The sequence below is a fragment of the Acidimicrobiia bacterium genome, from assembly GCA_041393965.1.
Classification (GTDB): domain Bacteria; phylum Actinomycetota; class Acidimicrobiia; order Spongiisociales; family UBA5794; genus UBA5794.
Genome location: JAWKJB010000001.1, coordinates 140,156 through 162,229, shown reverse-complemented (window position 1 = coordinate 162,229; position 22,074 = coordinate 140,156). Strand labels below are relative to the sequence as shown.

At 62.7% G+C, this 22,074-nt stretch carries 21 protein-coding genes and 1 pseudogene; 18 read left to right on the top strand and 4 right to left on the bottom strand.

All coding sequences use genetic code 11. The features are described 5' to 3' along the window. Window positions 1–2 precede the first annotated feature (2 nt). The 4 genes from R2823_00910 to R2823_00895 form a co-directional block, all read right to left on the bottom strand. Entirely contained in the window at window positions 3–1,085 is a 1,083-nt protein-coding gene (locus tag R2823_00910; protein MEZ5174752.1) for an ABC transporter ATP-binding protein, read from the bottom strand. Further along, window positions 1,082–2,734, bottom strand: a complete 1,653-nt coding sequence (locus R2823_00905) for an iron ABC transporter permease (GenBank protein MEZ5174751.1) — start codon at window positions 2,732–2,734, stop codon at window positions 1,082–1,084. Before R2823_00905 ends, R2823_00910 begins: the two co-directional genes overlap by 4 nt. Continuing rightward, on the bottom strand, window positions 2,731–3,726 hold the full coding sequence (locus R2823_00900) for an extracellular solute-binding protein (GenBank protein MEZ5174750.1): 996 nt from the start codon (window positions 3,724–3,726) through the stop codon (window positions 2,731–2,733). Before R2823_00900 ends, R2823_00905 begins: the two co-directional genes overlap by 4 nt. 75 nt (window positions 3,727–3,801) lie before the next feature. Further along, complete coding sequence (locus R2823_00895) at window positions 3,802–4,917, bottom strand: alkaline phosphatase family protein (GenBank protein ID MEZ5174749.1); 1,116 nt, start codon at window positions 4,915–4,917, stop codon at window positions 3,802–3,804. Window positions 4,918–4,957: 40 nt separating this feature from the next. On the opposite strand from R2823_00895, the gene R2823_00890 reads away from it, so the two are divergent. The 18 genes and pseudogenes from R2823_00890 (at window position 4,958) to R2823_00805 (ending at window position 22,072) form a co-directional block, all read left to right on the top strand. Further along, window positions 4,958–5,437: an NADH-quinone oxidoreductase subunit A gene (locus R2823_00890; protein ID MEZ5174748.1), complete on the top strand. Its 480-nt coding sequence runs from the start codon at window positions 4,958–4,960 to the stop codon at window positions 5,435–5,437. Continuing rightward, window positions 5,428–5,898: pseudogene (locus R2823_00885) on the top strand (NADH-quinone oxidoreductase subunit B family protein). The gene R2823_00890 and the pseudogene R2823_00885 overlap by 10 nt, the downstream one beginning before the upstream one ends. 10 nt (window positions 5,899–5,908) lie before the next feature. Continuing rightward, entirely contained in the window at window positions 5,909–6,562 is a 654-nt protein-coding gene (locus R2823_00880; GenBank protein MEZ5174747.1) for an NADH-quinone oxidoreductase subunit C, read from the top strand. Beyond that, window positions 6,559–7,743 (top strand): NADH-quinone oxidoreductase subunit D 1, encoded by a 1,185-nt coding sequence (locus R2823_00875; protein MEZ5174746.1) that lies wholly within the window; start codon window positions 6,559–6,561, stop codon window positions 7,741–7,743. The genes R2823_00880 and R2823_00875 overlap by 4 nt, the downstream gene beginning before the upstream one ends. Continuing rightward, window positions 7,740–8,750: an NADH-quinone oxidoreductase subunit NuoH gene (gene nuoH, locus R2823_00870; GenBank protein ID MEZ5174745.1), complete on the top strand. Its 1,011-nt coding sequence runs from the start codon at window positions 7,740–7,742 to the stop codon at window positions 8,748–8,750. The genes R2823_00875 and nuoH overlap by 4 nt, the downstream gene beginning before the upstream one ends. Beyond that, window positions 8,750–9,238 (top strand): NADH-quinone oxidoreductase subunit I, encoded by a 489-nt coding sequence (locus R2823_00865; GenBank protein ID MEZ5174744.1) that lies wholly within the window; start codon window positions 8,750–8,752, stop codon window positions 9,236–9,238. Before nuoH ends, R2823_00865 begins: the two co-directional genes overlap by 1 nt. Then, window positions 9,235–9,771 carry an NADH-quinone oxidoreductase subunit J gene (locus tag R2823_00860; protein MEZ5174743.1) on the top strand — a complete coding sequence of 179 codons (537 nt, stop codon included), beginning with the start codon at window positions 9,235–9,237 and terminating at the stop codon, window positions 9,769–9,771. Before R2823_00865 ends, R2823_00860 begins: the two co-directional genes overlap by 4 nt. Continuing rightward, the gene (gene nuoK / locus R2823_00855) at window positions 9,768–10,073 is read left to right on the top strand and encodes an NADH-quinone oxidoreductase subunit NuoK (GenBank protein MEZ5174742.1); all 306 of its coding nucleotides are present in this window, start codon (window positions 9,768–9,770) and stop codon (window positions 10,071–10,073) included. The genes R2823_00860 and nuoK overlap by 4 nt, the downstream gene beginning before the upstream one ends. Before the next feature lie 3 nt (window positions 10,074–10,076). Continuing rightward, window positions 10,077–12,170 (top strand): NADH-quinone oxidoreductase subunit L, encoded by a 2,094-nt coding sequence (nuoL, locus tag R2823_00850; GenBank protein MEZ5174741.1) that lies wholly within the window; start codon window positions 10,077–10,079, stop codon window positions 12,168–12,170. 13 nt (window positions 12,171–12,183) lie between these two features. Further along, window positions 12,184–13,776, top strand: coding sequence for an NADH-quinone oxidoreductase subunit M (locus tag R2823_00845; protein MEZ5174740.1), 1,593 nt, complete (start codon window positions 12,184–12,186; stop codon window positions 13,774–13,776). 2 nt (window positions 13,777–13,778) lie between these two features. Further along, window positions 13,779–15,293, top strand: a complete 1,515-nt coding sequence (locus tag R2823_00840) for an NADH-quinone oxidoreductase subunit N (protein ID MEZ5174739.1) — start codon at window positions 13,779–13,781, stop codon at window positions 15,291–15,293. Between the two features lie 96 nt (window positions 15,294–15,389). Next, window positions 15,390–16,262 carry a MoxR family ATPase gene (locus R2823_00835; protein MEZ5174738.1) on the top strand — a complete coding sequence of 291 codons (873 nt, stop codon included), beginning with the start codon at window positions 15,390–15,392 and terminating at the stop codon, window positions 16,260–16,262. Further along, window positions 16,259–17,419 carry a VWA domain-containing protein gene (locus R2823_00830; GenBank protein MEZ5174737.1) on the top strand — a complete coding sequence of 387 codons (1,161 nt, stop codon included), beginning with the start codon at window positions 16,259–16,261 and terminating at the stop codon, window positions 17,417–17,419. The genes R2823_00835 and R2823_00830 overlap by 4 nt, the downstream gene beginning before the upstream one ends. After that, window positions 17,416–17,724 (top strand): XdhC family protein, encoded by a 309-nt coding sequence (locus R2823_00825; protein ID MEZ5174736.1) that lies wholly within the window; start codon window positions 17,416–17,418, stop codon window positions 17,722–17,724. The genes R2823_00830 and R2823_00825 overlap by 4 nt, the downstream gene beginning before the upstream one ends. Beyond that, window positions 17,718–18,479, top strand: coding sequence for an XdhC family protein (locus R2823_00820; GenBank protein ID MEZ5174735.1), 762 nt, complete (start codon window positions 17,718–17,720; stop codon window positions 18,477–18,479). Before R2823_00825 ends, R2823_00820 begins: the two co-directional genes overlap by 7 nt. Before the next feature lie 56 nt (window positions 18,480–18,535). After that, window positions 18,536–19,102 carry an SRPBCC family protein gene (locus tag R2823_00815; protein ID MEZ5174734.1) on the top strand — a complete coding sequence of 189 codons (567 nt, stop codon included), beginning with the start codon at window positions 18,536–18,538 and terminating at the stop codon, window positions 19,100–19,102. Window positions 19,103–19,199: 97 nt separating this feature from the next. Continuing rightward, complete coding sequence (locus tag R2823_00810; GenBank protein ID MEZ5174733.1) at window positions 19,200–19,700, top strand: (2Fe-2S)-binding protein; 501 nt, start codon at window positions 19,200–19,202, stop codon at window positions 19,698–19,700. After that, window positions 19,697–22,072 (top strand): molybdopterin cofactor-binding domain-containing protein, encoded by a 2,376-nt coding sequence (locus tag R2823_00805; protein ID MEZ5174732.1) that lies wholly within the window; start codon window positions 19,697–19,699, stop codon window positions 22,070–22,072. The genes R2823_00810 and R2823_00805 overlap by 4 nt, the downstream gene beginning before the upstream one ends. Window positions 22,073–22,074 lie beyond the last annotated feature (2 nt).

Sequence of the window (22,074 nt, the reverse complement as noted above, 5' to 3'; positions counted from 1 at the left end):
GTTCACCGCTGGCGGTGCGCGTCTCCGTCAGTCGTGTGCCCTTCTCGGCTCGCGGAGTCCTGGCTTGTGACCTCCGGATACACGGCAGCATCAAGTACCTCAAGGGTGACGGTGTCACCCGCATGGATGGCTTGGAGGGAGGACACGAGTGCTTCGATGGGTTCGTCGCCACCTATGTCGATCTCCACCCGCTGGTCATGGCCGTAGAACTCGGTATCTACCACCGCGAACCCGCCGGTGTCGGTTCGGACCGGCCGGAGCCATTCGGGTCGAATCATCACCGTCACCGCCGAACCGTCGGGCAGGTCGTATGGGATGGAACCGATCGAGGTCGCGATAGCGCCATCGGTCACCGTGCCGCGCATGATCACGGCGTCGCCGAGGAAACCCGCGACCCATCGACTGACCGGTTTGCGGTAGACCTCATCAGGCTTACCAATCTGGATGATTGCGCCGGAGCGCATCACGCCGACGATGTCCGCAATGGCGAGAGCCTCGGCCTGATCGTGCGTCACGAGGATGGCCGTCACTCCCGCAGACTTGATGATCTTCTTGATCTCTCTGCGCATGCGTTCGCGTTGGGGCGCATCGAGGTTGGAGAACGGTTCATCAAGCAGGACGACATCGGGGGCCGGTGCAAGCGCCCTCGCGAGGGCCACGCGCTGCTGCTCGCCTCCTGACAGCTCATGCGGATATCGAGGTCCGTAGCCCGCAAGGCCCACCAAATCGAGCACCTCACCGACGCGTTCGACGCGATCAGAACCCTGCACGCCGTAGCCGACATTCTCGGCGACCGAGATGTGAGGAAACAGCGCATATTCCTGGAACACCATGCCGACTCTTCGCTTCTCCGGTGGGATGTTCACCGAGGGGCCCAGTACCTCGATGTCCCTGATGCGCACCGTCCCAGCATCGGCATCCTGAAACCCCGCGATGACCCGCAGCGCCGTGGTCTTGCCGCAACCCGACGGGCCCACGAGCGTGACAAGTGCGCCGGGCTCCACATCGAGCGAGAAGCCGTCGAGCGCCCGCGTACTCCCGAAGGTCACCGTGACACCCGAGACCGAGATGAGTGCGTCGATCATCGCCTGGCAACCTCGCCAGCGTTGATCTCCCTGGGTCTGATCGATAGGTAGTAGACCGGGAGGATGGACATAGCGATGAGGATAAGTGCAGCCGTCGCTGCCCTGGTGTAGAGGAGTTCATCCGCTGCTGCCCACACCCTGACCGCGAGGGTTGAGAAGCCCGGGGGACTCAACAGCAGCGTGACCGGCAGTTCCTTGAGGGTTGTCACAAACACCAATGCACCGCCCGCGAGGAGGCCCTTGGCCATGAGTGGGACCGTGATGCGCATCAGCGTGGCGAAGGGCCCGTGCCCTAGCGACCTGGATGCGTCCTCCACCGCGGGGTCGATTTGGAGAAGTGAGGCTTTCGCGGCGCTTGTCGACTGGGCGATGAACATGCCCGCGTAGACCGCAACAAGCACAAACATGGTTTGGTAGATGGGCCGCAACCAGGTGATCGTAAAAGCGACCACGGCGATGGCGATCGTGATGTGCGGCAGTGAAAAGGTGACGAATACCGATCGTTCAAGGAGAATCGTGCGTCGTGAGGTGTACCGCACGGCGAGTACCACGATCGGAATCGTGAAGATCATCGCAACGACCGCGGCCAAGGTGCCGCCGGTCATTGATCCAGCCACAGCGTTCCACGGAATCGAGACATCGGTTCGGTTGGCGATCCCACGCACCACCCAAGTCGTGAGCACGCCGACCGGCACGATGGTACCGATGAACACGACGGTGCCCATGGCGCCTTCCGCAGCGAAACGACCGATGCCGCGCAGGTGGTGGCGCGTGGGAGGGCGGACCGGTGTGGATGCGTAGATCGTCCCCTTGCCCGCTGTGCGGCGCTCGGCCCAGATGATGACACCGGCGATGAGGATGAGCACGATCGACAGGACGATTGCCGGTGTGCGGTCGATACGCCCCGAGTATTGGGCATAGATGACTCTGGTGAAGGCATCAAATCGCATCAGCGACACGGCCCCGAAATCCGAAAGCGTGTAGAGCGCGACCAGAAGCGACCCGGCGCCCACGGCCGGCCGCAGCTGGGGGAGGGTCACGGTTCGAAACACCCGCCACGGTGACGCCCCGAGTCCGCGTGCTGCCTCTTCGAGGGCGGGGTCGAGCCGCACGATCGCCGCCGCGGTGATCAGGTACACATACGGGTAGGTGGCCAGCGTCAGGGCAAGCCAGGCACCGGGCAGGCCATTCAGGAGCGGAACCTCGACACCGACGAGCTGAGCGGCGAGGCCGCGGGGTCCCGATGATGAAATGAGGACCATCGCAAGGACATAGCTCGGGATCACCAGCGGGAGGGCGAATGCCACCCCAAGAACCCGCCGGAGACGAATGTCGGTGCGGGCCAGGAGCCAAGCGCCACCAACGCCCATGACGGACGCCGCGACGGTCACGAGCGCGGTGAGGACGAAGGATCGCCAGATGAGTTCCACCGTGCGAAACGACAACAGCGTGGTCCATGCCGAATCTGTCGCGTCGAAGACACGGAGGAACAGCGCAACGATCGCGAGGCTGATCGGCACCACGATGGCAATCGCACCAACCCACAGCCACCACGGCGGACGGCGCCCGGGGCTGGTGTCCCGACGCCGACCACGAATCCACGGTTCAGCGCCCGGATCGATATCGATCACGGTGCGCCCTGTCGTCACAGCAGCCCGGCCTCGGCCACCAGGTCGGTGGCGGTATCGAGCACTCCTGCAAGATCGGAGAGGTTGAGTTCCGGGGTTGGGATGCGGTCGATCGGCGGCAGTACCGCATTGGCCGGAATGCCGGGCACCAGCGGATACTCGAATGTCTCATCGGCAAAGTACCGCTGTGAAGACTCGTTGAGGAGCCATGCGACGAACCGACGAGCCGCATCCTTGTGGGTCGAGCTTGCGAGAATCCCGGCTCCGGCTGGCATCACGAGAGAACCGGCCGTGGGTTCTTCGAAGAAGTAGTTCACGCCGATCTCGTCGGGATTCTCGGCAAGGGCCCGCAACAGGTAGTAGTGGTTCACGAGCCCGGCCTGGATCTCGCCTGCGTTGACCGCTGCGACGATCGACGAGTTGTTCGGATAGGCAGGCGCGTCGTTCGCCGCCATGCCCTCGAGCCATGTGAGCGTCGCATCCCGGCCATCCACGAGGATTTTGGTCGCCACAAAGGCCAGGAACGAGCCGTTCGTCGGCGCGATTGCGACGCGTCCTGCCCAGCCGGGGTTAGCGAACGGGTCCTCGGTGGCCGGGAGATCCGCGTCGTTCAGCACCGTCGAGTCGTAGACGACAACTCTGGCCCTACCCGAGGTCCCCACCCACTGGCCGGCGTCGTCTGAGAACCGGTCAGGAACCCGACCGAGCAGGTCGTCGTCAAGGGTGTCGAACAATCCGGCCTCGGCGATGGTTCCAAGCGATGCCGGATCCTGGGCGAAGAACACATCAGCGGGTGATGCATCTCCTTCCTCAAGGATCGTGGCGGCAAGATCGGCGGAGCCCGCGTACTTCACCGTCACCTGGATACCCGTGGCATCAACGAAGGCATCAATAACGGGTTGGACCAGGTCCTCACTCCGCCCCGAATACAGCGTAAGGCTCGCATCGTCCGACGATGAACAAGCAGTCGCAAACAGCGCGGCAACCACCGCGCCGAGCAGGATCCGTTTCATGACTCTTCCCCATCCTTTGTTGAAGCTTATCAATTCACAAAGGTGAGGTTATAACCACTATGAGCATAGGGCAAATCAAGGGATCGCTTCCCGATGCTCGCGAAGCAACAGCGGGATCTCGATCTCGCACGGATGACATCCGCCGTGATAGCCGACGAGCCGACGGTTCGACGAGGGCATGAACACCGCAATCCCGTCCGGAAGGAACAACAAACCGTCGGGCGCCCTCTCCGCGAAGCGTGGATGCTCGGGACCGGGACCCCACCAGGCGGATTCGACCGCAAGTGGAACCCACCGTCCGTCGTAACGAGATGCAAGCACAGCGCCATCGCCGTGCACCATGATCACCCGCCCATCTTCGGACACGAAGCCAGTCCCGAGGTCGTCAGGGTCGATCATATGACGGGCTGCCTCGTCGATGTCGACATGTCCGTGGTCGGCGGTCCCGATGAGGCACACCTCGGGGTCCAGCCCCGACGCGAGCGCCGCCCACACCATGTTCGCCCGTTCCATCGCCTCGCCGTACAGGTCGGATGCTTGCCCGGCGACATGGGCGGCGAAGTCGACATCCGGGATGTACAGAAACACGACGCGCCCATCGGTCACCGCGAGGTCCATCGTTGCGGCAACCGCTTCGTCAGCGTTCCAGTACCCCTCGAATCTCGCTCCGCGATAGAGGGCGCGGGTCAGCGGGGTCGACGCGAAGTTGCCAGGCTGTACGACGATCGGCTCCACTCCCGCCGCACGGAGACGCTCCCAGAGGTTCGGGGAGGGAAGGAGACCCGCATGGTCGAGGCCGTCGATCGGTTCGCCGAACGGTGTGGTCATGTGGATCGTGTTGACAACCGAGCCGACCTCGGGCATCCACATCTTGTACGCGATGAGGCCGTGCTGGGAGGGTGGAAGACCCGTCGCGAGCGTTGCGAGGCTGACGGTCGTTGTTGCCGGAAAGGGGGCGTCGATGACTCCGGCGACCGAGGCAGCGAGATCCGTTGCACCGGGATGCCCGAGCTGGTGGCACCCGAGACCGTCGAAAAGCACGAGGACATGCGTTCGACCCGTGGGAATCCGCGCTGCGAGGTCCGGATCGAGCCGTGGGGCGATCGAGACGCCGGTGCACCGGTGCTCGATCTCGGCAACGAGGTTCACCAGTCCGCGGCCGTCGTAGCTCGGGATCGGGGGAACCTGCACGCCCGCGAAACTACCAGCCGCGGGACGCGACGGGTCTGTCGTGATTCGCGCAATTACGAATGCCGTCGCGGAGAGGCATAGAATCGCCACCCGTAAACGGGAAACCGAGCCTGTCTGCTGCGAAGGGTTGTACGGGGTGCTCAATCAGTACTACGGCGACTACATCACCGTCACGCTGTTTGTAGCGATCGGGGCGATCTTGGTCGGGGCAGCCGTCGGGGTCTCCAAGCTCATCGCTCCGCGACGGCCCGGCGGCTTCAAGGACATCGCATACGAGTCCGGCATCGAACCTGTCGGTGGGGGCTGGAATCAGAGCCACATCCGCTACTACATCTATGCCCTGTTGTTCCTGATCTTCGATGTCGAGGTCGTTTTCATCTTCCCGTGGGCGATTCAGCTCGATGTGTTCCAGGCGGCGGGCCGCGCCGTGTTCGCCATCGTGGAGATGTTCGCCTTCATCGCGATCCTTCTCATGGGACTCGTCTACGCGATCCGCAAGGGTGTTCTCAAATGGGAGTGATCGACCGGTTCAACATGCCGAAACCGGTGTCATGGCTGCTCAACTGGTCGCGCAGGTACTCGCTGTGGTACTTCCAGTTCGGCCTCGCCTGCTGCGCAATCGAGGTCATGGCTGCGTCGAGTCCCCGGTATGACTTCATGCGTTTCGGCATCGTTCCACTCCCGGCGTCGCCGCGGCAGTCGGACCTGATGGTGGTCGCGGGCACCGTCACGGACAAGATGGCCCCGGCGATCCGTCGCCTGTACGACCAGATGCCAGAGCCGAAGTATGTGATCTCGATGGGTTCGTGTGCCAACACCGGTGGGCCGTACTGGGACTCGTATTCGGTCACCAAAGGTGTCGACCAGGTGATGCCCGTCGATGTGTATGTCCCTGGCTGCCCACCACGGCCGGAAGCCCTGCTTGAGGGCATTGTGCTGCTCCAGGAACGCATCACGAAGGAGGACTTGCAACACAAGTGGAGTGGGGTCGATGAGCGACACGCCTGAGACCCCTGACGCTCCTGAGGAGCAGACCGACGGGCCCGAGACGGCGGGCACCGAGACCGATTCTCTCGAAGACTACGCGGCCGGCCTCGTCGACACACTCGGTGCCGTAGGGGCCACCGTTGAGTTCGGCACGGTTCGCATCCAGGTCGATCCCGGACGGTGGGTGGACACCATCAACGAAGCCCGCAAGGAGCTCGAGTTGTTCAGCTGGCTGTCTGCGATCGACTGGTCGAAGGAGGTCGAGGTCGGCGACAAGGTCGACGATGTCGATGCGCTCGAGGAACGCTTCGATGTGCTGTGCAGGCTGTCGTCCGTCACGAACGCCGACGGCGCGATCTTCGTTGCCTCGATCTCGAAGGAGTCCCCACGGATTGCCTCGCTCGCGCCGACCATCGCCGGAGCCGAATGGCACGAGCGCGAGACACACGAGATGTTCGGCATCGACTTCGACGGCAACACGAACCTGATTCCTCTGTACCTGCCGGATGATTTCATCGGGAACCCTCTCCTGAAGTCATACCCGCTGCTTTCGCGCGAGGTCAAGCCGTGGCCGGGCGATGTCGATGTCGAGCCGATGCCAGAGGTGCCCGAGGTGCCCGAGGACGCCCCCGCGAGCACCGATGGAGACGACGCATGACGAGTCGTGAGATGATCCATCGGTCCGAAGCAGCGGTCTCCGTTGAACTCAAGACCCCGGATATGACCCTCAACATCGGACCGCAGCATCCCTCGACCCATGGTGTGCTCCGCCTCGTCGCCGACATCGCCGGTGAACGGGTCCGCAGCGTCGAACCGGTGATCGGCTACATGCACCGTGGCTATGAGAAGCTGGCAGAGGTCCGCACCTACGCCCAGATCACGACGCTCGTCAATCGCATCGACTGGGTGTCCGGTTTCGCCAACGAGGTGCCGTTCATCGTTGGCGTGGAGCGGCTCATGGGCGTCGAGGCACCGCCGCGGGCGCAGTACATCCGCATGATCCTCACGGAGCTCGCGAGGATCGCGTCGCACCTCGTGTTCATGTCCTCGTATCCCCTCGAGCTCGGGGCCACCACACCGCTCATGTACGCCCTTCGTGAACGCGAGTACATCCTCGAGCTGATCGAGGAGGTCACCGGTGGGCGTTTCCATCCCAACTTCAACCGGGTGGGTGGGGTCAAGCCCGTCTATGGAGGCGGATCGAAGACGAAGAAGTGGGCGATGGACCTCCCGTCGGGCTTCCTTGAGCGCACCCGCGACGCCATGGACCGAATGGACCAGATCTGCAAGGAGATCGACCAGCTCGTCGTCGGGAACGAACTCATCAAGATGCGCACCGTCGATGTGGGGGTGATCCCCGTCGACAAGGCCCTTGAGTACGGGCTGACGGGCCCCAACCTTCGCGCCTCCGGCGTCGCATACGACCTGCGGAAGGTGGAGAACTACCTTCCCTACGACGAGGTGGACTTCGACATCGCAGTTCGCGACGGCGGTGACTGCTTCGATCGGTATGTGGTTCGTCTCGACGAGATCAGGCAATCGTCACGGATCATCCGTCAGGCGGTCGATCAGATCCCATCGGGTCCGCTCCAGGCGAAAGTGCCTCGGGTCCTGAAGGCTCCGAGGGGCCAGGTCTATTCGCGGGCGGAGAACCCGAAGGGGGAGTTCGGGTACCTCATCGTGTCCGAAGGGGGAAGGCTGCCCTATCGGGTCAAGATCCGGTCGTCGAGCTTCTCGAACCTCTCGATCCTGCCGTGGCTGCTCAAGGACCAGCTCGTTCCCGATCTCGTGGCGATCATGGGCTCGCTCGATTTCGTCCTCGGGGATGTCGACCGATGAACTTCTGGCTCGAGCTCATCATCAAGCTGGTTGCGATCCTCGGATTCGTCCTCACCGGTGCCCTCGTGGTGATCTACGCCGAGCTCAAGGCCGGTTCACACATGCAGTCGAGGATCGGCCCGTACTACGCCGGTGGAAGGTGGGGATGGGCACAGCCCCTTGCCGACGGTCTCAAGTTCCTCCAGAAGGAGGACCTCGCTCCCGCGGCGGCGGACCGTACCGTGTACGGCTATGCGCCCTATGTGGTGATGATGTCGACCATCGCGGTGTTCGTCGTGATCCCGTTCGGTCCCGACCTTGTCGGCCGGAATCTCGACCTCGGGGCCTACTACCTGCTGGCGATCTCGTCGCTTTCGGTGCTCGGGATCCTGATGGCGGGCTGGTCGTCGGCAAACAAGTACTCGCTCATCGGAGGACTCCGCGCAGCCGCTCAGCTGATCGCGTACGAATTGCCGCTCGTGCTGGCGGTCGCAGCCGTTGTCGTCCAGGCGGGAACCATGTCGCTCAACGGCATCGTCGAAGCGCAGGCTCAGACCTGGTTCACCATCGGGGGAATCGACATCTCGGCGCCATTCCTCATCAAGGGTCAGATCATCGGCTTTGTGATCTTCATGGTTGCATCCGTTGCCGAGCTGTCGCGGATCCCGTTCGACATGCCGATCGCCGAATCGGAACTGACGATGGGGTACCTCACGGAGTATTCCGGCATCCGGTTCACCATGTTCTTCCTCGGCGAATACGCCTCCATGATCGGTCTTTCGGCCATCGCGGCGACGCTGTACCTCGGTGGCTACTCGGTTCCCGGGATCTCGGGGAACATCGAGAACCTACTTGGCCCGGGCGTCATGATCGCCAAGATCGCCATCTTGGTATTCATCATCCTGTGGATACGGTGGACATGGCCCCGGCTACGCGAGGATCAACTCCAGACCATCGCCTGGCACTGGCTGATCCCGCTCGGCCTCGTGAACATTGCCATCGTCGCGATCCTCAAGGTGGCGTTCTGATGTCAAAGGCCGCCTCGACCAAGAAGATCTGGTTTCCGTTCCCCGGCCTGTTCGAAGGCATGTGGCTCACCCTCAAGACCATGCTGAAGCGGGCCCCGGTGACCATGTATCCACAGGAGAAGGAGGTCCCGGTCCCTCGTGCCCGCGGCGTCATTGCGCTCGATGTCGAAGCATGCACCGTATGCATGTTGTGCGCAAGGGAATGCCCGGACTGGTGCATCTACATCGAAGGGCACAAAGAGGAACAGCCGCCAGCGAAACCCGGCGGACGCCCGAGGGCGCGGGCCACCCTCGATCGCTTCGACATCGACTACTCGCTGTGCATGTACTGCGGTATCTGCGTCGAGGTTTGCCCATTTGACGCCCTGTTCTGGAGCCCTGAGTACGAGTATGCCGAAGAGGAGGTCCAGAGCCTCCTCCACAACAAGGACAAGCTGACCTACTGGCTGGGAACCGTTCCCGATCAGCCGAGTCTGGAGTCCTCATGACCGTGTCGTTGTCCGACTTCTTCAAGGAGTCGGCGAATTGGGCCTTCCTCGCGATTGCGATCCCCACACTGCTTGCCGGTTGGAGGACCGTGACTTCGAACAACATCGTGCGAGCGGTTCTCTATCTGGTGGTATCGCTCGGCGGGACGGCTGCATTGTTCTTCATGGTCGGCGCCGAGTTCGTCGGCTGGACCGTTGTTCTCGTATACATCGGAGCTGTGATCATCCTGTTCCTGATCGGGATCATGATCACGCGCGCGCCGCTCGGAACCGAGGCGGAGTTGAGCCATCCCGCGAGCGTAAAGGCACCCGCCGCGCTGCTCTCGACGGTGATGTTCGGCGTCGTGACATGGGCGATGATCGACGCCTTCGGCAACGATGCGATCGCCCCCTTCGACAAGACCTCGACCAACGACCTGTCGCTCCTCATCTTCGACCGGTTCGTCGTTCCGTTCGAAGTCCTGTCCTTCGTACTCCTCGCGGCGCTGATCGGCGGTATCGCCGTGGCTCGAAAAGACGAGCCGGTCCGATGACGATCATCCAGTTCCTCGTCGTCGCCGCTGCCCTGTTCTCTTTGGGCCTCTACGGTGTGATCACCCGCCGGAACGCGGTGCTCGTTCTCGCCTCCGTCGAGCTGATGCTTGCCGCGGTCAACATGAACCTCGTGGCCTTCGATGTCTTTCTCGCAGACACCTTGCATGCAGGGCAGGTGTTCTCCCTGTTCATCATCGCGCTCGCAGCCGCAGAGGTGGGAATCGGCATCGCGATCGTGCTCATGATCTTCCGGAACCGCCAGAGCGCGGATGTCGACGAGCTGAATCTGATGAAGGGATAGCGGATGATTCGACTCGCAACCTTCGCTCAGCAGATCGTCCTTGCGACCGAGGAGGTCACCCACACGGCCGAAGGCGGCCACACTGTCGATCCGGGAATCACAAGCGGTGTCCTTGTGGAATGGGCATGGCTGATCGTCGTCGTACCGCTCATCGCGGCGTTCGTGATCGCCTTCTTCGGCCGCAAGTCACCGCTCAAGGGGTGGGGTATCGCGTTCGGATCTGTCGCCTTCGTCGGCGTCTACGGAACCGTCCTGTTCATCGTCAACGCCACCGAGGGAATCGTGTACCAAGGAACCATCGAGGTCGCGCAGCTCGGTTCGTATGTCATCGAGTGGGGATGGATGGTCGACGGCTTGTCGATCATGATGTACTTCCTCGTCGGCGTGGTCGGCGCCCTCGTGTTCATGTACGCGAAGGGGTACATGCACGGTGACATCCGTTACACCTGGTTCTTCGTGTCGTTCTGTCTGTTCGCAGGAGGCATGCTCGTCCTCGTTTCGGCACCGAACCTCCTCCAGCTGATCGTTGGTTGGGAACTCGTCGGCGTCGCCTCCTACCTCCTGATCGGCCACTATTGGGAGGACTTCGCGAATGTCGATGCGGCCAACAAGGCCTTCATGGTCAACAAGGTGGCGGACGCGGCGCTGTTTCTCGGAGCCATCATCATGGCCGTGTCGGTCGGATCGTTCAGCTTCGAGCATGTCATCGATGTTGTCGTCCACGGCACCGAGGGCGCGTTGAGCCAATACGCCTTCTGGGCAGGCCTTCTGATCTTCATCGGGGCGATGGGCAAGTCGGCCCAGTTCCCGTTGCATGTGTGGCTTCCCGACGCCATGGCCGGTCCGACGCCGGTCTCGGCGCTCATGCATGCTGCAACGATGGTCACCGCCGGCGTGTACCTGCTCGGAAGGCTGTTCCCGTTCTACCTCGATGTGAGCGGGCTGTTCGCCGGCGATGTGCGCAACATCATCATCGTCATCGGCGGCTTGACGCTGTTCCTCACGGGTCTCATTGCCGTCGTCCAGGACGATATCAAAAAGGTGCTCGCGTACTCGACGGTTTCCCAGCTCGGGTACATGGTCGCCGCGATGGGCGCGGGGGCGTACACAGCTGGCCTCTTCCACCTGTTCACCCACGCCTTCTTCAAGGCACTGCTGTTCCTCGGGGCTGGCTCGGTGATCCACGCCGTGCACTCGAACAACATGTCCGACATGGGCGGCCTTCGCAAGAAGATGCCGGTCACCTTCTGGACCTTCATCATCGGGACCCTTGCGTTGGTCGGCGTGTTTCCCTTCGCAGGGTTCTTCTCCAAGGATGAGATCCTCGCATCCATGAAGTACGCAGGCGGCCACGGCCAGGGCATCGCGACCTTCATCTTCGTTCTCGGGATCGCAGGGGCGCTCGTCACCGCCTTCTACATGACGAGAGCGGTGGCATTGACCTTCTTCGGGACATACAAGGGTGAGGCACATCCGCACGAATCGCCGAGGTCCATGGCCTATCCGCTGATCGGGCTTGCTTTCTTCGCAGTCACTGCCGGGTGGGTCAACATCCCCGGCGTGTACACCGGATTCACGGACTGGCTGGCAACGCGCCTCCCGGCTGCCGACTATGACCTGCATCACGCCGAGTCATTCGACTGGCCCGTCATCCTTGCGTCGAGTGCCGCGATTCTGATCGCCCTCGCGCTCGGTTGGTGGATCTACGGAAGCGACGCCCGCACGCAGGTTGCGCGGGACCGGCTCCGCATTCCGCTCCTGTGGCCGCTGCTCGAGAACAAGTACTACATCGACGACCTGTACATGTCCGGCGTGGTGCGCCCAACGATGGGGCCTCTTGCCAACCTCATTCTGTGGGTGGACACGCACATCGTCGACGGTGTGGTCAACGGTGCCGGTATGGGCTCCCTTGGCCTTGCAAGAGGGGTCCAGACCATCGACATGAATGTGGTCGATGGTGTGTACAACGCGACCGGCGCCGGTACCGGAGCAACCGGAACAGTGCTTCGCAAATCATTCACGGGCCGCGTGCAGCAGTACGCGGCGTTCAGCTTTGTCGGCGTGATCGTGATCGCCGTCCTGTTCATCATTTTCTAGGAGGAGCGACGAGATGGATTGGTTCGAAAACGGTTGGGGTCTGAGCCTCATCGTGTTCCTGCCCGTCGTCGGCGCGGCAGCCACATTGGCGATACCGAAGGCACAGGAGTCCCTCATCAAGTGGACTGCCCTGCTCTTCTCATTGGCCACCCTTGTGCTCACCGTGCTACTGGCGGTGAGGTTCGACTACGGGGCATCTGACACCTATCAGTTCGGTACCGCGATCGACACGCCATGGATCGAGGCGATCAACGCCCACTTCCACATCGCCGTCGACGGTATCTCGCTGCCGCTGGTCGTCTTGAGCTCGGTCATCACGGTACTCGTGATCATCTACTCCTGGAACCACTGGCCGGAGCCGCACAACCCGAAGCTCCTCCTCGCGTTTGTGCTCATCCTCGCGACCGGCATGACCGGGACCTTCGTTGCCCTCGACCTCGTCCTGTTCTTCCTGTTCTTCGAGATCGTGCTGCTCCCGATGTATTTCATGATCGGGGTGTGGGGCGATCGCGAGATTCGCCGAGTGCCCGTCTTCGGATGGAAGTTGGAGATGCGGCTGTATGCATCGTTGAAGTTCTTCGTCTTCACCCTCTTCGGTTCGGCATTCATGCTCCTCGGGATCCTTGCGCTCTACTTCCGGTCGGCTGACACCCTCACCTACCGGAGCTTCTCGATCGTCGAACTCACCGAGATCGGAAGCATGGGGGCCTTCACGGGGACCTTTGCGTTCCTTGTGTTCCTCGGTCTGTTCCTCGGTTTCGCCGTCAAGGTTCCGATGTGGCCCGTGCACACCTGGCTGCCCGATGCCCATACGGCAGCACCGACCATCGGATCGGTGATCCTTGCCGCCATCCTCCTGAAGCTCGGTACCTACGGCTTCGTCCGCATCGCGTTGCCGATCCTTCCCAACGAAGCAGAGAACTGGGCATGGTTCATCGGACTCCTCGCCGTGATCGGCATCATCTACGGTTCTCTCGCGTGTCTCGCGCAGACCGATGTGAAACGCCTGATCGCCTATTCATCGGTTGGGCACATGGGGTTCGTGATGCTCGGTATCGCGACCCTCACCGATGTGGGAATCAACGCGGCAATCATCGGGATGGTCGCCCATGGGCTCATCACTGGGCTGTTGTTCTTCATCGCCGGCTCGATGGCCCACCGATACCACACAAGGGACATGGGGCGCCTCGGGGGTCAGATGGTGCTCATGCCGAAGATGGGCGTCTTGTTCGGGTTCGCGGCCATGGCGTCGCTTGGGCTCCCCGCCCTCGCCGGTTTCTGGGGCGAGTTCATGGCGCTGATGGCGTCGTTCGATCCGCTCGCGTCCCTCGACGCCGATTCCCTCTTCCGGGGATTCATGGTCATTGGCGCGATCGGGACCGTGCTCACGGCTGGCTACATGCTGTACATGCTGCGCAATGTCAACTTCGGTGAGCCGAGTGATGAGTGGCTCGGCAAGGAGTTCGGAGATGTCGACTCCTCCGAATGGCTCGCGTGGGCACCCCTTGTGATCGGAACGATCGCCATCGGCATCTTCCCCAAGATCGTGTTCGGCGCAACCAACGACGCGGTGATCGCTCTTGTCGAGAGGGCATTCGGAGGCTGACCGTGAACCCGATCGACTACCACGCGCTTGCACCCGAGCTGATCCTTGCCGTCACGGTGCTTGCGACGCTTGGCGTCGATCTGATCACGCGTCGGAAGTCCCTTGCCGCGATCACGGCCATGGTTGGCATGTTCGCTGCGCTGGTTCCCGTCTTGACTCTCGCGTTCTGTGAGAACCTTGAGTTTTGCACGGCGACAGGATCGGAGAGATCACTGTTCGGGGGATCGTTCGTTGTCGATGGGTACGCCCTTGTCCTCCAGGGCATCTTCATCTTCGCCGGGTTCGTCGTGCTGCTCCTGTCGGTCGGGTTTCTCGAGACCGATCGCTACTACGAGGGTGAGTACTACTTCTTGATTGTCTCTGCGGTCCTCGGTGCGGCTGCCATGGCCGCGTCGCGGGACTTCATCTCGATGATCGTCGCCCTTGAGATCGTCTCGGGTTCCGGGTTCCTGCTCGCCGGATGGCGCAAAGGCGACCCGAAGTCGAACGAGGCATCTCTCAAGTTTTTCATCATCGGGGTTCTCGCGCTCGCACTGATGCTCTTCGGCGTGTCGCTGCTGTATGGGGTGACCGGATCGCAGCAGTTCTCCGAGATCGCGGCAGCCGCCGATGGCGTCAAGGATTTGGCACTCTTCAACCTCGGTGTGATCTTCGTGTTGCTGGGTTTCGGTTTCAAGGTGTCAGCGGTTCCGTTCCACTTCTGGACGCCGGATGTCTACGAGGGTTCTCCGACGCCGGTGACGGCGTGGCTGTCGGTCGGGTCGAAAGGAGCGGGGTTCGTCGGTCTGCTCTCGGTCTGCTACCTCGCGCTTCCCTCCGTTGCGGATTTGTGGGGTCCGGTCCTGTGGGTGGTTGCGGCCCTCTCGATGACCATCGGGAATGTCGTCGCGATCAAACAGACCAATGTGATTCGGCTGCTCGGGTTCTCATCGATCGCTCAGGCGGGGTTCATGCTCGCTCCCTTCGGCGCCGCAGCGGCGGCCGGCGCCGATCTCGGACAGGCCTTCTCGGCAACCGTGACCTACCTCGCCATCTATGCCGTCATGAACCTCGGTGCGTTCGCCGTTGTGATCATCATCGGTTCAAGGGTCGGTTCGTACGAGCTCGACGAGTGGGGCGGCCTCAACCGGTACGCGCCGGGGCTCGCGTTGACGCTCGCCGTGATGTTCATGTCACTTGCTGGCATCCCTCCGCTTGCGGGGTGGTATGCGAAGTTCGCGATGTTCTCTGCCACGATCGGTGTCGGAGCCTGGTGGGGCTATTCGATCGCCATCGTTGCCGCCCTCAACTCGGTCGTTGCGCTGGTCTACTACCTCAAAGTTGTCAAGGGACCGTTCTTCGACCCGGTGTCAGACGCCGTGGACAGGGCGGGACACGAGCGTGCCGAGACGCCCGCCCCGATCGGTTTCGCCCTCGGCCTCACGACGATTGGTGTGTTCGTCCTCGGCGTGTTCCCTGGTCTTGCGGCCAACCTCGGCAACTTCTCGTCGGAGCTGTTGGAAGCCATCGGCCTGTAGGGGATGCGCCAACCCTGGGTTGAACCCGGGGCTGCCACCCGGATAGAGCCGAGTACCAGCCCAATGTTCGACCCAGATCGTCGGTAAGGTCGGTCCATGGCGTACCCCGATTCCGTCGAAGCGCTCGAAGCGGCTCTCCTGTCAAGGGCGTACATCCCTGACCGGGGGCTCACGGTCGCCACGCACCTTGCGATCCAGATGGGCCGCCCGCTCTTCGTCGAAGGTGAGCCGGGGGTCGGCAAGACGGAGATCGCCAAGGTGCTCGCATCGATCACCGGCGCCAAGCTGATCAGGCTCCAGTGCTACGAGGGACTCGATGCTTCGCATGCCATCTATGAGTGGGACTACGCCAAGCAGATGCTCGCGATCCGGATGCTCGAGGCCCGAGGTGATGACATCGAACCGACCGACATCATGAGCGACGAGTACCTTGTTGCGCGGCCGTTGCTCCAGGCGATCAGGCATTCCGCCGAGGGTGACCCGACAGTGCTCCTGATCGACGAGCTCGATCGTGCGGACGAAGAGTTCGAGGCGTACCTGCTTGAGATCCTCTCGGAGTTCCAGATCACCATCCCCGAGATCGGAACGATCAGGGCCGAGACACCCCCGATCGTGGTCATCACCTCGAACCGAACACGCGAGATCCATGACGCCGTCAAACGCCGCTGCGTCTACCACTGGATTGACTATCCGAGCGTCGAGCGCGAAATCGAGATCCTTCACGCGAGGGCTCCCGATCTTCCCGATGCGCTCGCCAAGGAACTGGCCGAAGCGATGGCCAAGCTCCGCGACCTCGATCTGTTCAAGCCTCCCGGCGTTGCCGAGACGATCGACTGGGCCAATGCGCTCTCTATTCTCGATGTCGACCGACTGAGTCCGGAGGCGGTGGACTCGACGCTCGGCGTGGTCGTGAAATACGAAGAGGACCTCGTCACGGTCCGAACCGCGGGCACCGAGCTGCTGGCATGACCGCCGGAGAGGTTGCAGCGGCGAACCTGGCCGCCTTCACGCGTGCCCTCCGCGAAGGCGGCTTCGCGGTGACGCCGACAACGACACGCGACCTCGTGGAGGCTGCCCGCATCATCGGGCTGCACTCGGGCGGGGATGTTCGAGCCGCATTCGCATCCCTCGTTGTGACCCGCAACGCCCAACAGGAACGCTTCAACGAGATCTTCGACCAGTTCTTCTCCGGTGGGATCGTGTACCTCCTCGAGGATGTGGTTGCGAGGGTCGGCTCGAAGCGTACGCAGACACGCTCACCGAGCCTCTCGATCACCGGCGATCCCACTGCCAGCGACACAGCGCAACTCGCCGAGATACCTGCGATCGTCGGGGGATCCCATACCGACCGCCTCGCCGATGTGGACTTCGCCGACCTCAGCGATGACGAAGCAGCTGCCGTCGCCAAGGTGCTGGAGGCAATGGTGTGGAGTCCTTCGAGCTACCGATCGCGGCGGTTCATGCCGACCCGTTCAGGAACCGTTCCCGACATGCGCCGGACCCTCCGCGAGGTCACGGGCCCGAGATCGGACATGATGCCCTTGTCGTTCATGCAGCGACGACCACGACAGCGCCGCCTTGTGGTGATCGCCGACATCTCAGGCTCCATGGAGCGATACTCCGAGATGCTGTTGTACTTCGTCCATGGTGCGCACCACCGGTTCGCTTCCGTTGAGTCGTTCGTGTTTGCGACGCGGCTGACCCGGATCACCCGCCAACTCCGACGACGAGACCCACGCGATGCCCTTGCTGACATATCCCATGTGGTGGACGACTGGTCCGGGGGAACCCGGATCGGCGAGGCCATCGGCGCATACAACCGGCATTGGGCCAAACGGATCGGTGGGCGCGGCCCAATCGTGCTCATCATCTCCGATGGTTGGGACACGGGGGACCCGGATCTTCTCTCGATCGAGATGCGGCGTCTCGCCCGGTCGGCGCATCGCGTCATCTGGCTCAACCCGCTCGCCGGCCACCACGGATTCACACCGGAGGCGAGGGGAATGACGGCCGCGTTCCCGTTCGTCGACGATTTGTTGGCAGGCGGCACCGCTCGTAACCTGATCGAGCTGGTGAACCTGTTGCAGTCCGACCGGACCAAGCGAAGGAGTGTCGAAGCCTCATGAAGGAGATCCTCGAAGTCAGAGACCGATGGCTCGGCGAGGGCAAGGAGGTCGCTGTCGCGACGGTGGTGTCGGTCAAGGGCTCCGCACCGAGAGGTGTCGGCGCCAAGATGCTGATCTCATCCGAAGGCGAGATGGAGGGATCGGTCAGCGGTGGGTGCGTCGAGAACGATGTACGCGAACACGCAGCCGGAGTGCTCGAATCCCACACGCCCCGGCTGGTGACCTACGGAATCGCAGACGACGACGCGTTCGAGGTCGGCCTCACCTGTGGGGGCACGATCGAGGTGTTCATCGCACCATGGTGAATGAGTCCGTCGAGGCCGTTGTAACGCTGAAGAATGCCGAGCGCCTCGGCGCCATACTCTCCGTGATCGAAGGCCCCGGCCTCGGCGACACCGTGGTTGTCGACCGCGAGCGTGGCGCCATGACCGGTGCGCTCCCGGCCTGGTGCAGCGACGCTGTGCTTGCCGATGCCAGCCAGCTCATGGACCGGGAGGAGAGCAGGGCTCTCGTGTACGGCGATCGGCGTATCTTCATCGATGTCGTGGCGCCTTCGCCGGTCATGCTGATCTTTGGCGCCGGGCATATCGCTCAGCCCCTGTCGCTGTTCGCTCGCGAACTTGGATTCCGGGTGATCGTCGCCGATGCGAGGGCAGCGTGGGCAACCCCGGAACGCTTCCCCCATGTCGACGATCTGATCGTTGCCTGGCCGGGCGAGGTCTTCGACAAGGTGGCGCCGGATCGGAGAACCTATGTGGTTCTCCTGAGCCACGACGCTCGATTCGAGATCCCCGTCTTTGATGCTGTGCATGGCATGCCGATCCGCTACCTGGGTGCCATGGGTTCGCGGCGCACGCACGGGCTTCGGCTCGAGCGACTCAAAGAGGCGGGTTGGACCGACGATGAGCTCGCCTCGATCCACGGGCCGATCGGTCTCGACTTGAAGGCCCAGACCCCGGCCGAGACCGCGATCTCCATTCTCGGGGAAATCATCCGGGTCCGTTACGGAGGCTCCGGAACCGCCGAACCGCTGCGAGGTACCGATGCTCCAATCCACTGATCCCCTACACATCCCAAATCTGGCATCCGGCATCTGGCATCTGAGATCTGAGAATCATGAAGATCACTGAGAGCTTCACGGTCCAACGCACCCTCGACCAGGTCTGGCCCATGTTCATGGATGTGCCGGCACTTGCACAGTGCCTCCCGGGGGCGGAGCTGACCTCGACGAACGACGATGGTTCCTACGGCGGGAAGGTGTCGGTCAAGCTCGGGCCGATCGCGGCGTCGTTCGAGGGGACCGCGACGGTTGAGTTCGACGAGGCGGCACACACCGCGAAGATCAGAGGCCGCGGGGTTGATCGATCGGGGGGGAGTCAGGGACAGGTCGTTGTCGATGTGACACTCGCCGAATCTGGTGTCGACAACACCGATGTGACGATCGACGCCAAGGTGACGCTCGCAGGCCCGATCGCACAGTTCGGGAGAACGGGTCTGGTCGGGGAGGTGTCGCGTCGACTCATCGACGAATTCTCCCAGTGTGTCCACGCGAAGCTCGACGCGTCGAGCGAGGAAGAGGCGTCGGCGGTGGCGGCTGGGGAGGTGCGGGGTATCTCGCTGTTCTTCGCCAGCTGGTGGGCCGCGTTCAAGTCGTGGCTGAAACGAATCGTGTCGAGGTCGTAGCTCGCGTGCAGCGTGGATTCGATTCGCGTAGTGTGATGGTGGAGCGGAGCATCGATCTCCGCGTGTGAGGGTCCTCGAACAAGCGGAGGTTCAGATCGTGGAAGTCAGCATCACCGTCAATGGGGCCCGGCACACTTCCGATGTCGAACCACGGCTCCTTCTCGTGCATTACCTGCGCGAGAAGCTGGGGCTGACGGGAACCCATGTCGGGTGCGACATCGGCTACTGCGGAGCGTGCACGGTCATTGTCGACGGCGACCCTGTGAAGTCGTGTTCGATGCTCACGGTCCAAGCCGACGGCTGTGAGGTCACGACGATTGAAGGTGTGGCGAGCGGCGACGACCTGCACCCTGTCCAGGAAGGATTCTGGGAGTGTCATGGCCTTCAATGCGGCTTCTGCACGCCCGGGATGATCATGAGTTCGGTTGCTCTCCTCGAATCCAACACCGATCCCACCGAGGCCGAGATCCGTGGCGCAATCGCAGGCAACCTGTGCCGGTGTACCGGCTACCACAACATCGTGCGATCGGTCGAATACGCAGGGGCGAAGATTCGTGGCGAGGATCCCAAAGGTGCGTCTTCGGAGGTGGCATCGTGAGTACGACCAGTGTCATGGGTGGGATCGTCCGCCGCAAGGAAGACCCGTCCCTCATCAAGGGGAAGGGCGTCTATGTCGACGATGTCAAGCGTGCAGGCGAGCTCGCTGTTGCCTTCGTGCGGAGTCCGTTCGCGGCCGCGACCATCAACAGCATCGATGTCGCCGCGGCCAAGAGCGCTCCGGGGGTCCGCGCCGTGTACACGGCCGACGATGTGCGCCATCTCGGACCGAACCCGGCCCAGGTCGCCGTCGGTACCCTCCGGCCCCTCCTCGCCGACGGCGTGGTGAAACATGTTGGCGAAGCCGTTGCGATGGTCGTCGCAGACGACCGCTATTTGGCACGGGACGCTGCCGACCTCGTGTTCGTCGACTATGAGCCAGGTGAGGCCGTCGTCGACCTGAAGGATGCATTCAACGACACCGTCAAGGTGCACGGTGACGCATCGAACACCCTCCTGACTTGGCACGGCCACGGATGGTGGGAGGGGGTCATCGAACTGCCGGATCCTTCGCCGGGGATCCAAGAGGCGAAGCAACGGGACGACACCGTCACCGTCAGCCTCGAGATGGTCAACCAACGACTCATCCCCACCGCGATCGAGCCCAGAGCGGTGCTCGCCGATTGGAACAGCGGTTACGGGTCGGTCGAGCTGTGGTCGTCGTCCCAGATCCCTCATGCCGTCGCCGGGGCCATCGGAACCACATTCGGCATTCCGTCGAACAAGGTTCGTGTCGTGGCCCCCGAAGTCGGTGGCGGTTTCGGGCTCAAGTTGAATGTGTACCCCGACGAGATCCTCGTCTGCTACGCATCCAAACAGCTCGGTCGGCCGGTGCGTTGGACCGAAACGCGCAGAGAGGCGGCCTTCTCGTCGATCCAGGGCCGCGGTTGGGTCGGGACGGCGACGATCACCGGTACAAGAGACGGGAAGATCCTCGGGTATGAGCTCGAGGCGATCTGCGACATGGGTGCGTACTCACACAACTTCACGGTGGCGATCCCGTTGCTCGGTCTGTTCGTTGCACCGGGCCAATACAACATCCCGACCGCCTATGCGCTTCACTGTGTCGTGACCAACACCCCGACCACCGACGCGTACCGGGGTGCGGGTCGGCCAGAGGCCGCGTATTACCTCGAGCGCATCATCGACCACTATGCCCGCGAGATCGGCATGGATCCTTCCGATGTGCGTAAGGCGAACTACTGGAAGCCTGAGGATTTTCCCGTCCAGACCGCGATCGGGCTCACCATGGACAGCGGCGACTACGCAACGAACCTCGACGCCCTCCTCGATCGGGTCGGCTATGAGGATCTGAAGGCAAAGCGGGATGCAGCTCGTGCCGACGGGAGGCTTCTTGGTCTCGGACTCAGCTCCTATGTCGAGGTCTGTGGCTTCGGGCCCTCGGCCCTTGCAGGGCTCGGGTTTTCATGGGCGGCCTACGGGCTACCGACCGCCTTCAGCGGATCGGGTGTCGTGCGTATCCAGCCCGATGGCACCTGCACGGTGACGATCGGGACCGGCCCGAGCGGTCAGGGACACGAAACGACATGGGCACAGATCGTTTCCGACGGACTCGGTATCGCGATGGACAACATCGAGGTGCAGCACGGCGATTCGCTCGATTCACCGATGGGTGTCGGGACTTTCGGGTCGCGGTCGATCGCCGTTGACGGAACAGCAACATACGAGGCGACGGCGCGGGTCAAGGAGAAGGCGGCGGCGATCGCCGGACACCTCCTCGAAGCGGCGTCGGAGGACATCCGGTTTGCTGACGGTGGCGCCCATGTGGCCGGATCCCCTGATAAGTCGGTGACCTGGGGACAGATCGCCGAGTCTGCATACCAGCCCCACACGCTTCCCGAAGGTGTTGAGGGCGGACTTGAGTCGTCCGTTGTGTTCAGCCCCCCGAACGCTACCTGGCCGTTCGGATCGCATCTCGCACTCGTTGAGGTCGACCCTGAAACCGGTGATGTCGACATCCTCGAGTACTGGGCGACCGACGACTGTGGGAATGTGATCAACCCGATGATCGTCGACGGTCAGGTCCACGGGGGTATCGCGCAGGGGATCGCGCAGGCACTGTTCGAGGAGGCCATCTACGACGACATGGGCAACCTGCTCACTGGCTCCCTCGGGAGCTATGCCCTGCCCGCAGCCTCGGATCTTCCGATGTTCTCTCTCGATCGAACGGTGACGCCGACGGATGTCAATCCGCTCGGTGTCAAAGGCATCGGGGAAGCCGGAACGATCGGTGCCGCCCAGACGATTGTGAACGCCGTCGTCGATGCTGTCGCCCATCTGGGGGTACGGCACATCGACATGCCGCTGCGACCCAAACGGGTGTGGCAGGCGATTCAGGACGCGAAGGAGTAGCG